Annotated in this window: 15 protein-coding genes; 6 read left to right on the plus strand and 9 right to left on the minus strand. The window is 57.9% G+C overall.

Annotation, left to right across the window (positions count from 1 at the left end; genetic code table 11):
* Nucleotides 1-16 precede the first annotated feature (16 nt).
* On the minus strand, nucleotides 17-1,873 hold the full coding sequence (sppA, locus tag OGX93_RS10345) for a signal peptide peptidase SppA (RefSeq protein ID WP_286449625.1): 1,857 nt from the start codon (nucleotides 1,871-1,873) through the stop codon (nucleotides 17-19).
* 180 nt (nucleotides 1,874-2,053) lie between these two features.
* Here sppA and OGX93_RS10350 point away from each other — a divergent pair, with 180 nt between their 5' ends.
* From OGX93_RS10350 to topB, 3 genes are all read left to right on the plus strand, one after another.
* Entirely contained in the window at nucleotides 2,054-2,605 is a 552-nt protein-coding gene (locus OGX93_RS10350) for an NAD(P)H nitroreductase (protein WP_286449624.1), read from the plus strand.
* A 160-nt stretch (nucleotides 2,606-2,765) separates the two neighbouring features.
* Nucleotides 2,766-3,809: a selenide, water dikinase SelD gene (gene selD, locus OGX93_RS10355; protein WP_024130393.1), complete on the plus strand. Its 1,044-nt coding sequence runs from the start codon at nucleotides 2,766-2,768 to the stop codon at nucleotides 3,807-3,809.
* Between the two features lie 4 nt (nucleotides 3,810-3,813).
* A complete protein-coding gene (gene topB / locus OGX93_RS10360) occupies nucleotides 3,814-5,757 on the plus strand; it encodes a DNA topoisomerase III (RefSeq protein ID WP_115181702.1) in 1,944 nt (647 codons plus the stop codon).
* 102 nt (nucleotides 5,758-5,859) lie between these two features.
* On the opposite strand, the gene gdhA is transcribed toward topB, so the two are convergent.
* Nucleotides 5,860-7,203, minus strand: coding sequence for an NADP-specific glutamate dehydrogenase (gene gdhA / locus OGX93_RS10365; RefSeq protein WP_012132655.1), 1,344 nt, complete (start codon nucleotides 7,201-7,203; stop codon nucleotides 5,860-5,862).
* A 268-nt stretch (nucleotides 7,204-7,471) separates the two neighbouring features.
* Here gdhA and OGX93_RS10370 point away from each other — a divergent pair, with 268 nt between their 5' ends.
* Entirely contained in the window at nucleotides 7,472-7,714 is a 243-nt protein-coding gene (locus tag OGX93_RS10370; protein ID WP_172773950.1) for a YnjH family protein, read from the plus strand.
* Here OGX93_RS10370 and OGX93_RS10375 read toward each other — a convergent pair.
* Nucleotides 7,674-8,087: a pyrimidine (deoxy)nucleoside triphosphate diphosphatase gene (locus tag OGX93_RS10375; RefSeq protein WP_111925695.1), complete on the minus strand. Its 414-nt coding sequence runs from the start codon at nucleotides 8,085-8,087 to the stop codon at nucleotides 7,674-7,676. The genes OGX93_RS10370 and OGX93_RS10375 overlap by 41 nt on opposite strands.
* A 79-nt stretch (nucleotides 8,088-8,166) precedes the next feature.
* Here OGX93_RS10375 and OGX93_RS10380 point away from each other — a divergent pair, with 79 nt between their 5' ends.
* Nucleotides 8,167-8,736 carry a carboxymuconolactone decarboxylase family protein gene (locus tag OGX93_RS10380; RefSeq protein ID WP_024130391.1) on the plus strand — a complete coding sequence of 190 codons (570 nt, stop codon included), beginning with the start codon at nucleotides 8,167-8,169 and terminating at the stop codon, nucleotides 8,734-8,736.
* The gene (locus tag OGX93_RS10385) at nucleotides 8,729-9,364 is read left to right on the plus strand and encodes a CDP-alcohol phosphatidyltransferase family protein (protein WP_275147341.1); all 636 of its coding nucleotides are present in this window, start codon (nucleotides 8,729-8,731) and stop codon (nucleotides 9,362-9,364) included. Before OGX93_RS10380 ends, OGX93_RS10385 begins: the two co-directional genes overlap by 8 nt.
* An 88-nt stretch (nucleotides 9,365-9,452) precedes the next feature.
* Here the strand turns inward: OGX93_RS10385 and OGX93_RS10390 are convergent, their stop codons facing one another.
* The 6 genes from OGX93_RS10390 to xthA form a co-directional block, all read right to left on the minus strand.
* Nucleotides 9,453-10,760, minus strand: coding sequence for a rhodanese-like domain-containing protein (locus OGX93_RS10390; RefSeq protein ID WP_112002371.1), 1,308 nt, complete (start codon nucleotides 10,758-10,760; stop codon nucleotides 9,453-9,455).
* Nucleotides 10,761-10,847: 87 nt separating this feature from the next.
* A complete protein-coding gene (locus tag OGX93_RS10395) occupies nucleotides 10,848-11,480 on the minus strand; it encodes an ATP-binding cassette domain-containing protein (RefSeq protein ID WP_286449623.1) in 633 nt (210 codons plus the stop codon).
* Nucleotides 11,480-13,015 (minus strand): ABC transporter permease family protein, encoded by a 1,536-nt coding sequence (locus OGX93_RS10400; RefSeq protein WP_286449644.1) that lies wholly within the window; start codon nucleotides 13,013-13,015, stop codon nucleotides 11,480-11,482. Before OGX93_RS10400 ends, OGX93_RS10395 begins: the two co-directional genes overlap by 1 nt.
* Nucleotides 12,988-14,151, minus strand: coding sequence for an ABC transporter substrate-binding protein (locus OGX93_RS10405; RefSeq protein ID WP_286449622.1), 1,164 nt, complete (start codon nucleotides 14,149-14,151; stop codon nucleotides 12,988-12,990). The genes OGX93_RS10400 and OGX93_RS10405 overlap by 28 nt, the downstream gene beginning before the upstream one ends.
* Nucleotides 14,152-14,165: 14 nt before the next feature.
* Nucleotides 14,166-14,840 (minus strand): TVP38/TMEM64 family protein, encoded by a 675-nt coding sequence (locus tag OGX93_RS10410; protein WP_012132644.1) that lies wholly within the window; start codon nucleotides 14,838-14,840, stop codon nucleotides 14,166-14,168.
* A gap of 9 nt (nucleotides 14,841-14,849) precedes the next feature.
* Entirely contained in the window at nucleotides 14,850-15,656 is an 807-nt protein-coding gene (gene xthA / locus OGX93_RS10415) for an exodeoxyribonuclease III (RefSeq protein ID WP_060816196.1), read from the minus strand.
* Nucleotides 15,657-15,712 lie beyond the last annotated feature (56 nt).

A 15,712-nucleotide genomic window follows, 5' to 3' on the forward strand; every position in this document is an offset into this window, starting at 1 on the left:
ATCCGGCAATGGCAATTTAGCGCACGTTCGCGCAGGTCAGGCAGAACGCATAACGGTTTTGCGGATCGTTAAAGGCAGCCAGTTTATCACTCTCTGCTTTTACCGCGCTGGCGGCTGTCGCCAGCGGCGCCGGGAGCATCGCCTGAATGGCTTCCGGCAGCATCGCGCGCACGGAGCCGGACATGCTGTCCATGATTCTGTCGAAGAATGTCGGTTCATCCTGATAATACTCAAGATGCCATTGCTTCAGTTTAGCCAGCTCTGCGGCTTTGGCGATGGCGTCGTCAAAGTCGCCCAGACTGTCTACCAGACCATTCGCTTTTGCATCCTGACCGGTCCAGACATGCCCCTGCGCGATTTTATCAATCTGCGCCGGGGTGCTCTTACGCGCATCGGCAACCAGCGTGATAAAGCGTTTGTAGCCATTCTCAATGCTGAGCTGCATCATCTGCTGCACTTCAGGCGGCAGCGATTTGGTGACAGAAACGTCCGCCAGCGGCGAGGTGGCGACGCCATCGGTATGCACGCCGATCGAATCCAGGCTGTTCTCAACGGTGTTGATAACGCCAAAGATGCCGATTGAGCCTGTCAGGGTGCTCGGGTTCGCCACAATGTAGCTTGCCGGGGTGGAGATCCAGTAACCGCCGGATGCCGCCATTCCGCCCATCGACACCACAACCGGCTTGCCTGCGGCTTTCGCAGCGGCCAGTTCGGCGCGAATGACTTCAGAGGCGCTGACGCTGCCGCCGGGGCTGTTTACGCGCAGCACAATCGCTTTCACTTTCGGGTCCAGGCGCGCATCGCGGATTTGCGACGCTGTCGTGTCGCCGCCGACGTTGCCCGGTGTTTCTTCACCGTCCATAATCGCGCCATTGGCGAACACGACGCCAATACCGTCGCCGGTATCGGCAGGCGTTTTCAGCGAATAATCGTAATAGCTGATGGCCCGATAGTTGTTTTCTGCTTTGCTCCAGCCAAACTGCTTGGTCAGCGCTTTTTCCACTTCGGCGTTAGACGCCAGCGCATCCACCAGTTTGTTGTCGAGCGCGTATTTCGCGGTATCGCCATCCACTTTGCTCAGCCCGTCGAGCATAGCCTGCGCGCCAGGGAAGACCTGCTGCGCGGGGATCTGACGGTTCGCCGCAATGGTGTTCAGGTAGTTTTGCCACAGCTCGCCAATCCAGCGGCTGTCCGCTTCGCGCGCGGCAGGCGACATATCATCGCGGATAAACGGTTCCACGGCGGATTTATAAGTGCCGACGCGGAAGACGTGCGTGGAGACTTTCAGCTTATCCAGCAAGGATTTGTAATACAGGCCGTTGGTTGCGAAGCCGTGCAGATCGACCGTACCCTGCGGAGAAAGCCAGATTTTATTGGCGAAGCTCGCCAGGTAATATTGCCCCTGACTGTAGCTGTCGCCTACGGCAAAGACCGGCTTGCCGCTATCGCGAAATTCGCGCAGCGCTTTCCCGATGTACTGCATGGAAGGCTGATCGGCGCCCGCGAAGTTTTTCAGATCCATCACGATGCCGGTGATATTGCGATCGTCTTTCGCCTGACGAATGGTGTTGACGATATCAAACAGTGAGTTTTCTTGCAGGCGGTCAGAGCTGGCGCCAAACAGCTGTCGGCCAATGACGCCCAGGCGGTTGGTGCTGGACGGTTTATCGACGATCACGCCGGAAATATCCAACAGCAGCGCGCCGCGTGCAGTTTGTTGGCTGGTATTGCCATCGCTAAGCTGCATCCAGATACCGACGCCCACCAGAACCAGAAAGATGAAGAACAGGTTGAGCACCAGTTCCCGGACGAAATTCAGCAGTCGCCATGTCCACTTAAAAAATCCGGCAATAAATCGCCACAGGGTTCGCATGTATTCTCCCTACCAGATTAACATTCCGCTATCTCCGTCATACTCAGAGAGAAAGCGTATAAGATGTGGGTATCGTAATGACCAGGCAGGCACTTGTCAGCAGGAATCACTGCCTGTGCTGTAACTAAATCCCCTCTCGTGTTAATTTTGTGAATAAATATCATTGCTGGAGTTAACCAAATGGACGCACTCGAATTACTTGTAAACCGTCGTAGCGCCTCTCGTCTGGCCGAGCCCGCGCCTGCGGGTGAACAGTTACAAAATATTCTGCGCGCGGGCATGCGCGTACCCGATCACAAATCCCTGCAACCCTGGCGTTTTTTTGTGATTGAAGGTGAGGGGCGTGAGCGCTTCAGCGCTGTTCTGGAGCAGGGCGCCATTGCGGCGGAAGGCGATGAGAAAGCGATAGAGAAAGCGCGCACCGCGCCATTTCGTGCGCCGCTGATCATCACGGTGGTGGCGAAATGCGAGGAGAACCACAAAGTGCCGCTGTGGGAGCAGGAGATGTCAGCAGGATGTGCGGTTATGGCGATGCAGATGGCGGCGATTGCGCAAGGCTTCAACGGCATCTGGCGCAGCGGCGCGTTAACCGAAAGCCCGGTGGTTCGCGAGGCGTTCGGCTGTCGCGCACAGGATAAAATTGTAGGCTTCCTCTATCTGGGCACGCCGCAGCTGAAAGCGTCAACGACCATCAGCGTACCGGACCCGACGTCTTTCGTGACGTATTTCTAAGCGTCATGGCCCCGGCAGGCGGCTTTTTCGGTGAGCGCCTGCCGATTATTCGGCAAAACTGTCTGGATTATGAGCAAAGACGCCGGAATTCAGACACTCTCTCTTACCACGTCATGGAATGAGCGCTACCATAGCCCGATTGCAATGACAGGAGATGTCCATGAGCGAGCACGCTATTCGTTTAACGCAATACAGCCACGGAGCCGGTTGCGGTTGTAAAATTTCCCCTAAAGTGTTGGAAACCATCCTGCACAGCGAGCAGGCGAAGTTTGTCGACCCGAACCTGCTTGTGGGCAATGAAACCCGCGATGACGCGGCGGTATACGACCTGGGTAATGGCACCAGCATCATCAGCACCACCGACTTCTTTATGCCGATTGTCGATAATCCGTTTGATTTTGGCCGTATTGCGGCGACCAACGCCATCAGCGATATCTTCGCGATGGGCGGCAAACCGATTATGGCGATCGCCATTCTGGGCTGGCCCATCAACAAACTGTCGCCGGAAATTGCCCGGGAAGTCACCGAAGGCGGGCGTTTTGCCTGTCGTCAGGCGGGTATTGCGCTGGCGGGCGGGCACTCTATCGACGCGCCTGAGCCCATCTTCGGTCTGGCTGTCACCGGCGTGGTGCCGACCGAGCGCGTGAAGAAAAACAGCACCGCGCAGGCCGGATGCAAACTGTTCCTCACCAAGCCGCTGGGCATTGGCGTGTTGACCACCGCCGAGAAAAAATCACTGCTCAAGCCGGAACATCAGGGGCTGGCGACAGAAGTGATGTGCCGGATGAACATTGCGGGGGCGTCGTTTGCCCATATCGACGGCGTGAAAGCGATGACCGACGTGACCGGTTTTGGTCTGCTGGGGCACCTTAGCGAAATGTGCCAGGGCGCAGGCGTGCAGGCGCGGATCTGCTATCAGGACATTCCAAAACTGCCGGGCGTCGAAGAGTACATTAAACTTGGCGCAGTGCCGGGGGGGACGGAGCGTAATTTCGCCAGCTACGGTCATCTGATGGGCGACATGCCGCGCGAGGTGCGTGATCTGCTGTGCGATCCGCAAACGTCTGGCGGCCTGCTGCTGGCGGTGACGCCGGAAGCGGTAGAGGAAGTGAAAGTCACCGCGGCGGAGTTTGGTATTGAACTGACGGCGATTGGTGAACTGGTTGACGCCCGTGGCGGTCGCGCCATGGTAGAGATCCGTTAATTCGATGCGGTTGTTTATTGCCGAAAAGCCGAGTCTGGGCCGCGCCATTGCGGATGTGCTGCCAAAGCCGCACCGCAAAGGCGACGGCTTTATCGAATGCGGGAATGGACAGGTGGTCACCTGGTGCATCGGCCATCTGCTTGAACAGGCGCAGCCGGACGCGTATGACGGTCGTTATGCGCGCTGGAATCTGGCCGATCTGCCGATTGTGCCGGAAAAGTGGCAGCTCCAGCCGCGTCCTTCCGTGATGAAGCAGCTCAATGTCATTAAGCGCTTTTTACATGACGCAAGCGAAGTGATTCACGCGGGAGACCCGGATCGCGAAGGGCAACTGCTGGTGGACGAGGTGCTGGATTATCTGCAACTGTCCCCGGAAAAACGCCAGCAGGTGCAGCGTTGCCTGATCAACGATCTTAACCCGCAGGCGGTGGAGCGTGCGATTTCCCGGCTGCGCGCCAACAGCGAATTTGTGCCGCTGTGCGTCTCCGCGCTGGCGCGTGCACGCGCCGACTGGCTGTACGGCATTAACATGACCCGCGCGTATACCCTTCTCGGGCGCAACGCGGGCTACCAGGGCGTGCTCTCGGTAGGGCGTGTTCAGACACCGGTTCTCGGGCTGGTGGTTCGCCGCGATGAAGAGATCGAGAACTTCGTCGCCAAAGATTTCTTTGAAGTGAAAGCGCATATCGTCACGCCAGCTGAGGAGCGGTTTACCGCCATCTGGCAACCCAGTGAAGCGTGCGAACCGTATCAGGATGAAGAGGGGCGTTTGCTGCATCGTCCGCTGGCGGAGCATGTGGTGAATCGTATTAACGGTCAGCCCGCGATCGTCACCAGCTATAACGATAAACGGGAATCAGAATCTGCCCCGTTGCCGTTTTCGCTGTCTGCGTTGCAGATTGAAGCGGCAAAACGCTTTGGCCTGAGTGCGCAGAACGTGCTTGATATCTGCCAGAAGTTGTACGAAACCCACAAATTAATTACCTATCCGCGTTCCGACTGCCGCTATCTGCCGGAAGAGCATTTTGCCGGACGCCATGCGGTGATGAACGCCATTGGCGTACATGCCGCGGATTTGTTGCCGCAGCCGGTGGTTGACCCGGACACGCGAAACCGCTGCTGGGATGATAAAAAAGTTGACGCTCACCACGCGATCATCCCGACTGCGCGCAGTTCATCAATTTTCCTCAGCGACAATGAAGCGAAGGTGTACAACCTGATCGCACGCCAGTACCTGATGCAATTCTGCCCGGACGCGGTATTTCGCAAATGCGTCATTGAACTGGAGATTGCGAAGGGGAAATTCGTCGCCAAAGCGCGTTTTCTGGCGGAGGCCGGATGGCGAACGCTGTTGGGCAATAAAGAGCGTGACGAAGAGAACGACGGTACGCCGTTACCGGTGGTGGCGAAAGACGACGAACTGCTGTGCGAAAAGGGCGAGGTCGTTGAGCGTCAGACCCAGCCGCCACGCCATTTTACCGATGCTACGCTGCTGTCCGCCATGACCGGGATTGCCCGTTTCGTGCAGGATAAAGATCTGAAAAAGATCCTGCGAGCGACCGACGGGCTGGGAACCGAAGCGACGCGCGCGGGCATTATCGAACTGCTATTCAGGCGCGGATTCCTGACCAAGAAAGGGCGTTACATTCATTCAACGGATGCCGGGAAGGCCCTGATTCACTCGTTACCGGAGATGGCTGCCCGACCGGATATGACGGCGCACTGGGAGTCTGTCCTGACGCAAATCAGTGAAAAGCAGTGCCGCTATCAGGATTTTATGCAGCCGCTGGTCGGCACGCTTTTTCAGTTGATCGATCAGGCTAAACGCACGCCGGTACGTCAGTTCCGGGGCATTGTCGCGCCAGGCGGTGGCGGCGAGAAGAAAAAGAGCGCGCCCCGTAAGCGAGCGGCGAAAAAAAGCCCGCCGTCAGAAGAGGCGAGCGTATAACGCACAGGCCGGATAAGGCACTTACGCCGCCATCCGGCAATGCCTGATGGCGCTGCGCTTATCAGGCCTACAACGCTTATCAGGCCTGCATGCCACGGAAAATTAAATCACGCCCTGCGCCAGCATCGCGTCGGCCACTTTGACGAAGCCTGCGATGTTCGCCCCGCGAACATAGTTGGTATGTTTGTTTTCGCCGCCGTATTCCACGCAGGCATGATGAATATCCAGCATGATGTGGTGCAGACGCGCATCCACTTTCTCGGCTTTCCAGCTCATTCGCGCGGCGTTCTGCGCCATCTCCAGACCGGAGGTCGCCACGCCGCCTGCGTTGGCCGCTTTACCTGGCGCGAACAGCACGCCGGCTTCAAGGAACAGATCGGTGGCTTCAATGGTGGTTGGCATATTGGCGCCTTCCGCCACCGCTTTCACGCCGTTGGCGATCAGCACGCGCGCGGCGTCCACGTCGAGTTCGTTCTGCGTTGCGCACGGCAGGGCGATATCAACCGGCACTGACCACGGTTGTTTGCCTTCCATATAGGGCAGGCCAAACTCGCGGGCGTAATCCGCCACGCGCCCGTCACGGCTGGCTTTGATTTCGCACAGGCGCGCCAGTTTTTCTTCGGTGAAGCCGCTCTCATCCACGACGGTGCCGCTGGAGTCCGAAGCCGTCACCACACGAGCGCCGAACGCCATTGCTTTCTCGATAGCGTACTGCGCCACGTTGCCGGAACCGGACACCGCCACACGCATACCCTCAAAACCCAGACCGTGGCGTTTGAGCATCGCTTCGGTAAAGTACACCAGGCCATAACCGGTGGCTTCCGGGCGAATCAGGCTACCGCCAAACGAGAGGCCTTTCCCGGTGAACACGCAGGCGCTGTTGTTGGAGAGCTTACGCATCATGCCGGCCATAAAGCCCACTTCACGTCCGCCCACGCCGATATCGCCAGCAGGTACGTCAGTGTCTGGCCCTAAATGGCGATAGAGTTCTGTCATCAGCGCCTGACAGAAACGCATCACTTCGCCTTCGCTCTTGCCTTTAGGATCGAAATCGCTGCCGCCTTTACCGCCGCCCATCGGCAGCGTGGTCAGCGCATTTTTAAACGTCTGCTCGAAGCCGAGGAATTTCAGTATTGAGAGGTTAACGGAAGGATGAAAACGCATCCCGCCCTTATACGGGCCGATGGCGGAATTAAACTGTACGCGCCAGGCACGGTTAACCTGCACCTGGTTACGATCGTCCACCCACACCACGCGGAACTGGATCACGCGTTCTGGCTCAACCAAACGTTCCAGCAATGACATCTGACGATAACGAGGATTTTGCTCAAGGAAAGGCCACAGCGTGGTCATTACTTCACGAACGGCCTGCGCGAACTCGGTCTGATTGGGGTCACGCTGTTGAACATGGTTTAGAAACGACTCCAGAGAACATGTCTGATCCATAGATATAAGAACCTCTTATGTATTGATATGGTTATATTTATAATGTTGTGTTTCGTGTTTATGCAGTTTTTGACTATACCACCAGCAGTGTGACGGTAAGCAAGAAAAAAAATGGCGTGCCAGGGAAATTAATAACGGCGCGCGCGTCATAATAAAAAGCGATGGATGGAGTGGCTAAAGTTTCAGTCGCTTACGACCGTTATACTGAAGGTAGGCTTCATAACAAGGAAACGCTATGCATCGTTTATTTATCGCGGCAGCAGCGGCGATGGTCTCTTTTGCCGCGCTGGCGAATCAGCATTATCGCCCGGATGTGGAGGTTAACGTCCCGCCCGAAGTGTTCAGCTCCAGCGGGCAGCGTGCGCAGCCCTGCAATCAGTGCTGCGTCTACCAGGATCAAAACTATTCGGAAGGGGCGGTGATTAAAGCCGAAGGCGTGCTGCTGCAATGCCAGCGCGACGAAAAAACGCTCAGTACGAATCCGTTGGTCTGGCGTCGCGTAAAGCCATAAACGCCTCTAACAGCGGAATGTCCGCAGGCGCAAGCGGGTAACGCAGCGCCTCTTTTGGCGAACACCAGATCATGTTCTGGTGATAGTGCGCGGTGACGGCGCCGGTAAACGCCGGGACGTGCCAGGCGTGCAGATGGATCAGCCGGCCAGAGACTTCGCGCTGATGGCTGGCGATATAGCGCCCGACAACCGCCTCAATACCCAACTCTTCACGCAGTTCGCGAATCAACGCCTGAGGCTGCGTCTCACTGGACTCCACTTTGCCTCCGGCAAACTCCCACATACCCGGCTGATCGGCATGTTCCGGGCGTTGAGCCAGCAATATTTTGTCGTCACGCTCAATGATTGCGGCGACGACATCAATGGTTTTCATCATATTCATCAAGGTTCAACAACGGAAAGTGACATACTATCCTTATCTTTGCGTGACCTAAAGTCTTCAGGAGCAAGCGTTGAACGATCCACAACCCTGGGTTAGCCCATTGACCCATATCCCTTCCAGTCTGAAACCTCTCGTCGCTACGCAGAAAAAACATTACGGCGACGTTCTGCACCCCACGCGCTGGTGGGGGCGAATGCCGTTTCTGTTCTGGCTGGTGGCGCTGTTTGTCGGGTTTCTGGAACGTAAGCGCGCGCGGTTAACGCCGGTGATGCGCGCGTTGTTGATGACGCGCGTTTCGCAGGTGTGCCATTGCGCCTTCTGTGTGGATGCCAACAGTTTACGTCTGGCCGAGCGGTGTGGGGCGCTGGATAAAGTACAGGCCGTTGCCGGGTGGCAATCGTCCACGCTGTTCAGCGAGGAGGAGCGTGTCGCACTGGCTTATGCCGAGGCCGTGACCGCCACGCCGCCGCAGGTTGATGAGGCGCTCAAGGCGATGATGAAACGCTATTTTACTGACGACGCGATTACCGAAATGACGGCGCTGATCGCCTTTCAGAACCTGTCGGCGCGTTTTAATGCCGCGCTGGATATTCCTTCGCAAGGGCTGTGTGACGCATTGAAAGGGGCGCCACATGTTTGACCGGCATCTGCACCCACGGGTTAAACCGCTCCTGCACCGCTGTGCCGCGTATCTCGATAAACCGGCGATCACCCCGGACGGCCTGACGCTGTTCGGATTTGCCATTGGCGTGCTGGCGCTGCCGTTTCTGGCGCTGGGCTGGTATCTGGCCGCGCTGGCGGCCATTGTGCTGAATCGCCTGTTCGACGGGTTGGATGGCGCGCTGGCACGGCGCAGAGGGTTAACCGATGCGGGGGGATTTCTTGATATCACCCTCGACTTTCTGTTTTACGCGCTGGTTCCGTTTGGCTTTATTCTGGCCGCACCGGAACAAAACGCGCTGGCAGGGGGATGGCTGCTGTTTGCGTTTATCGGTACGGGCAGTAGTTTTCTGGCGTTTGCGGCGCTGGCGGCGAAGCATCAGATTGATAATCCGGGCTATGCGCACAAATCGTTTTACTATCTGGGCGGGTTGACCGAGGGCACCGAGACAATATTGCTTTTTGTTCTGGGCTGCCTGTTTCCGCGTTATTTTCCCGTTCTGGCGTGGGTATTTGGCGCGTTGTGCTGGATGACCACCCTGACAAGGGTCTGGAGTGGATACCTGACGCTGAAGGTTATCCGGCCTGGAAAAAGAGCCTCCCTGTAGGCCTGATAAGCGTAGCGCCATCAGGCATCAGTATGGCACGGCGCTTTCCCGTAGGCCTGATAAGCGCAGCGCCATCAGGCGTATACGACTACTTACTGCTGTCCGGGCCGCGCTCGCCGGTGGACACCGGATTTTTCGGATCGCTGCTCCATTCGTACCAACCGCCGTCATACACGGCGACGTTTTTCCAGCCCATCGCTCGCGCGTACATAAACGTTTCGGAGGCGCGCCAGCCGGTGCCGCAATAGAAGGCAACGTGCTGATCCGGCAGGATATCCCACTGCTTCCACATGGCGGCGATATCCTCTGCGCTGCGCATGGTGCCGTCCGGGTTATGGAAATCCTCCATATGCGTGGAATCGCTGCCCGCATGTCCCCAGCGCGCGCCGGCAATTTCGCCTTTTGGCTTGATATAGCTGTATCCGCTGGTGGTGCCGATAAATTCCGGCCAGGAACGGATACTGACCAGCGATGCGTCCTGACGGTGCAGCAGGGCGCGGGCCTGTTCCATATCCAGCATTAACTGCGGCTGCGCCGGGATCGCCACGCCAAAGTCGGGTTCCGGCTTCACGTCAGTCGGCATGCCGCGTTCAACCGGCAGACCTGCATCGGACCAGGTTTGCCAACCGCCGTCGAGCAGACGAACGTCCTTCACGCCCGCATAGAGCATAATCTGCGCAACGCGCGCCGCAGCGTATACGTCGCGGCCATACAGAATAACCGTCGTGTCATGGCGAATACCGTGTTTCGCCAGCATCGCTTTCAACTGCGCGTCAGAGACTTTATTCCACAGCGGTTCGCTTTCCACCTCATTGGTGTCGATGTATCCGGCGCCGGGAATGTGGCTGAGCAGATAATATTTCGGCGCGCCCCAGCCTGCTTCAATCACCTTCCAGTCTCCCGCCGGTTTAGCCGTAACCGGCTGGTTTTGTTGAAGGGCATGCAACCACTGTGGGTATGCTAATTGCTCGAAGTGAGGGAGCTTTTGCAGTCGGGAAGGATCGGTCAGCGCATCGCTCAGCGTAGCAATCTGGCTGAAGCCTGCCTTCTGTAAACGTGATTTCACCGCCTGTACGCCACTGTCATTGCCATACAGCGCCAGCGGGGCGTCTTTCCTGAGCTGATGCAGTTGCAGCCAGGCGGCGAGCTGCTCGTCGCTCATTTTATCGAGCCAGGAGGCTGACAGATTCAGTGCGGAAGGTTCGTGACCGGAAGGGCCATTAAGGGTTTGCGGCCAGCCGTTGTAAAAAGCGCTCTGGCGCGTATCAATTGCGGCGCCCTGTTTTTGCTGTAGCTGGCTGAAGGTAAGCGACTGCGCCATATCAGCAGCCCAGGAGGAAGCGCAGGCGAGTCCTGAAGCCAGTGCCAGCGCGGTCATTTGAGAAACACGTTTCATCGAATAGCCCGACGTTAAAATAAGAGGGCGCCATTCTCTGCTGGCTGGCAGGGAAAAACTTTGCGTTAACGCAGTTTGTCGGCATATTCACGCCCACGCCTCCATCTGGAGCACCGTGCCGCCGGGAGGGACATCCTGGATATCGTGCGTCACCTGTACCACCGGAATATTTTGTTGCCGTACTTCGGCAAAGACCCACCGGCGGAAGGCGTCGCGGCGCCCGGCGTCCAGTCGGCTGAACGGCTCATCCAGCAGTAATGCCTGCGGTTGCGCCAGCAGCGCGCGAAGCAGGGCCACCCTGGCGCGCTGTCCGCCGGACAATGACGCCGGATCGCGGCGGCTGAACCCGTCCAGCCCGGCGCGCTCAAGAGCATGCCGCACTTCCGTTTGTCTGGCCGCCCCTTTTATTGCGGCAGGCAGCGCCAGCAGTAGGTTCTGCCCGACGCTGAAATGGTCAAACAACAGGGCATCCTGAAACAAAATACCGATTTGACGTTGCGCGGTGGGGAGCGTATCGATGCGTCGTTCGTTGAGCCAAAGCTCGCCGGAGGCCTGAAACTGAGATGGCAGTACGCCGACCATCCACGAAAACAGCGAAGACTTTCCGCTACCGGAAGGCCCCATTAACGTGACAATGTCACCTTTTTTGACCTGAAAGGCGACCTGATTCAATAAGCGGTGATTGCCCAGGCGCAGCGTGAGATGTTGAACGATGAGCATTAGCGGAGTCCTTGACGATAGTGGCCAATGACGCGTGAACATAGCGCCGTCAGCGCGAAAACCAGCAGGGGTAACAGCAGTTGCCATAGCGCCTGCGACGCAAGAATTGTGGTACTGCCGCCGCTGCTGAGCGCCACGGCTTCTGTGGTGAGCGTAGGATAGCGTCCGGCGCCCAGCCAGAGTGTCGGCATATATTGGGCGATGCTGACGGAAAAGCCTACCGCGAAGGCAAACAATGCGGGGCGCAGTAAAAGTGGGCACTTGATGCGCCAGAAGATACGAACCCGCGTCCAGCCCAGCGTTTGCGCGATCAGCACCAGACGTGGGTCAATGCGCTGCCAGGCGGGTTTGAGGACGAATAACATCCACGGGATAACCCACAGCAGGTGCCCCCAGATAACGGTAGCGTACTGGCCGTCTTGCCCGGCGAGCAGCGCCAGAGTGTATTGCCCGGCGACCAACGGCAGCGCAGGCAGCAATATTGGCAGCCAGACCCAGCGGTGCCCGGTTTGCGGCCCCCATTCCAGCCATAAGAACAGCGTCATCAACCCCAGCACGGCGGATGCCAGCCCCATTTGCAGGCTGTTCATCAGCGCTTCGCGGTTCACCGACGCAGGTTCAGCCATACAAGCCAGCAGCGCCACGCACAGCATGCCGCTTAACGGCAGCGTCAGCGCCAGCGTTTTTCCGCTTCTGCCTGATAAGCGCTGGCGGCGAAAACCGTTGATGGCAGGAAGGGTACGTTGCCATCCCCGCCAGATGAGATAGCCGAACAGAGCAAAAAGCATAAGCAACGCCACGAGCAGTAAACTGGCGAGCGCGCCTTTGGCCTGTTGGTCGGCGTCGCCCTGGCTCAGCCATTGCCAGCTTAACACTGCCAGCGTAGGTGGATTGCCCGGCCCCAGAATCATCGCGACATCCACTGCCGATAATGACCAGGCGACAATCGCCAGCATCACCGCGCCTAATCCTGGCGCAACGGCGGGTAACAGCAGCCAGCTCAGGCATTGCAGACGGCTGTAGCCCAGGGTATCCAGCACGATGACCTGCTGCGAAAGCTGTTTTTCACTTAATAATGCCGACAGGACCCAGAGCAGAAAGGCGCTCTCTTTGACGGCCAGCGTGAGCCCAAGCCCGATGCCATAGCGATCCATCTGCGGCGTGAGCGAGGGGAAAAGGCGATAAAGCATCCCGCCTTCGGCAAAAAGCAGCAGGGCGCTGGCGGCAAAGGCCACATGGGGAATGGCCAGTAGCCAGGGGAGGCGGGCGCAAAGACGCGCCCATTTTGCGCCAGGCCACAACGCGACGACGATCGTCAGCGTAATAGCCAGCGCGCCGGTTGCCGCCAGGGTGACGGAGACCAGCGTTGCCCGCAGCGCCTGCGGAAGCTGCGGATCGCTAAACAGCGCCAGCCAGTGCGTAGCGGAGAGCGCGGGCGTGATAAGCGTGAATGCGGCAGGAACCAGCGGCAGCCAGATGACCGCCATCACGCCCCAGACCAGCAGGGTTACTGCGTACCGTAGCGGCGTAGCCATGCCTGTTCCAGCGCGTTCACCCATGCGGAATGCGGTTCCGCCAGCGTAGGCGGCAACCCGTCAGGAATGCGCGACCGTAACGCTTCCCGCTGCCCGGCGGGCAGCTTATGCGGGTCAAGCACGGAAGGATCGCCCCAGAACGCCGGATCGGCTTTGCGCAACTGCGCGTCGGGAGAGAGCAGGAAATTGGCAACCACCTTTGCGCCTGCGCTGGCGCGGGCGTTTGCCGGGATTGTAACAAAATGCACGTTGCCAATCATGCCTTGTGAAAAACCGAAACTGTAGCTGGTTTTGGGCAGCTCGCCGCTGGCGATCTTTTGCTGCGCATGAGCGGGATTAAACGTCAGAGACAGGCGCAGAGAACCGGCTTGCAGCAGCGTGTCCATCCGGGCGGGAGAGGGAGGGAAGTCTTTTCCCTTCCGCCACAGGCTGGGATGCAGCGCATCGAGGTATGCCCATAGCGGCGCGGTGACGGAATCGAACGTCGCGTCATCCGGCGCGACCTTGAGCGCATCCGGTTGAGGGGTTAACGCCAGTAACAGCTGTTCCAGAAACGCCGTCCCGGTAAAATCCGGCGGCCGTGGGTAGGTGACCGTACCGGGATGGGTTTTCGCAAAAGCGAGTAGCGCCTGCGGGCTTTGCGGCGGCTGCGGCGTAATATCCCGGTTAGCAATGAAGGTTAACTGCGCGCCGCCCCAGGGTGACTCCGCCCCTTGCGTCGGCATGGAAAAATCCTCGCGTACCGGTTTGCGCGTATCGACATAGCGCCAGTTTGGCAGCGTTTCCGCCCAGTGGGTTTGCAGCAGTCCGGCTTCTTTCAGCGTGCGGAAGTTCTCGCCATTTACCCACAGCAGATCGACGGAACCATCGGTTTTACGCCCGGCGGCGGACTCAGTCTGAATGCGTTTCACGGCATCGGCGGCATCCGCAAGCCGGACAATCCTGAGGTTAATGGTGTAATGCGTTTTCATCTCGCCGCTGACCCAGTCGAGATACTGATTAACGGCATTGTCGCCGCCCCAGGCGTTAAACCAGACGGTCTGGCCTTTGGCTTCATCTTTCACCGCCTGCCAGTTTTCGACGGCTTGCACATGGCCCGTCAACAGCAGACCCGCCAGTAATAGAGTACGACGCATGATCGCTCCTGAAATTAGGATCGTAAAAAACGCTTAACCAGCCAACGGGAGGCCAGTGGTAACAGCCCCAGCAGGGCAAAGGCCGCCAGCATACCGGGGGAAATGATGTCGCGTATTGATGTCAACTGGCTGAGCTGGCGTCCGGCGTTGAGATAAATCACCGTTGCCGGAAACATGCCCGCCTGACTGATCCACCAGTATTGACGTACGCGGATTGACGTCAACCCGGCGAGTAAATTAACGAGAACAAAGGGGAACAGCGGCATTACGCGTAGCGCAAACAGATAAAAGGCGCCGTCGCGCGCCATACCATGATTTACGGTTTGCATCTGGCGTGCGAACCGGCGGGAGATCCACTCCCGCAGCAGGTAGCGGCTGGCCAGCATGGCGAGCGTAGCGCCGAGGGTTGACGCGAAGGAGACCAGCAGCGTTCCTTGCCAGAGTCCGAATAGCGCGCCGCCGAGCAGCGTCAGCAGCGCAGCGCCGGGAATCGATAAGGCCGCCACCAGCGTATAGACCAGAAAATAGAGACCGGCGCTCAGGAATGGCGACTGTTGCTGCCAGGCCGCCAGCATCGTGTGATAGCGTTTCAGGGTATCAAGGGAGAGAAAACCGGGGGGCAAAGCCCACACCACCCCGGCGATGCAGATGATTAAAAAACCTGAGAGCAGTCGTTTTTTCGCGTTCACCTGCGTTTATCAGACCCGGAATTTTGCCCAGACGGGCGCATGGTCGGACGGTTTTTCCATGCTGCGGATTTCATAGTCAATACCGGTTTCAACGCAGTGTTCGGCCAGCGGATTGCTCGCCAGCAGCAGGTCGATGCGCAGCCCCCGGTTGTCGTCGAAACCTTTTGAGCGGTAATCAAACCATGAAAATTTATCGACCGTTTCCGGGTGCGCGTGACGGAAGGTATCCACCAGCCCCCAGCTAATCAGGCGATCCATCCACTCGCGCTCTTCCGGCAGGAAAGAGCACTTACCGGTACGCAGCCAGCGTTTGCGGTTCTCTTCGCCAATGCCGATATCCAGATCGGTTGGGCTGATATTCATATCCCCCATGATCAACACCGGATTGTCGCGTTTCAGTTCGTTGTCCAGGTAGTTTTGCAGGTTCTGATAAAACTGCGCTTTTGCCGGAAATTTCAGCGGGTGGTCACGGCTTTCGCCCTGCGGGAAATAACCGTTAATGACGGTGATACTGCCCAGCGGCGACGGGATTTCCGCCATGATGATACGGCGCTGCGCCTCTTCGCCGTCGTCGGGAAAACCACGGCGCACAGAAACAGGCGTCTCTTTGGTCAGTAGCGCGACGCCGTAATGGCCTTTCTGTCCGTGATAGAAGACGTTATAGCCGAGCTTTGCTACCTCTTCGAGAGGAAACATATCGTCGTGAACTTTTGTCTCCTGCAAGCCGATCACGTCAGGCTGGTGCTTGTCGACAATGGCTGACAGTTGATGAGGACGGGCGCGCAGGCCGTTGATATTAAAAGAGACAAATTTCATAGTCGCTGCCACTTTGCAAGGTGAATAGTGCAAGGATGGTAGCAGAAATTAGACGG

Origin of the sequence: Citrobacter sp. CK195 (assembly GCF_030333365.1) — a bacterium.
GTDB lineage: Bacteria > Pseudomonadota > Gammaproteobacteria > Enterobacterales > Enterobacteriaceae > Citrobacter_B > Citrobacter_B koseri.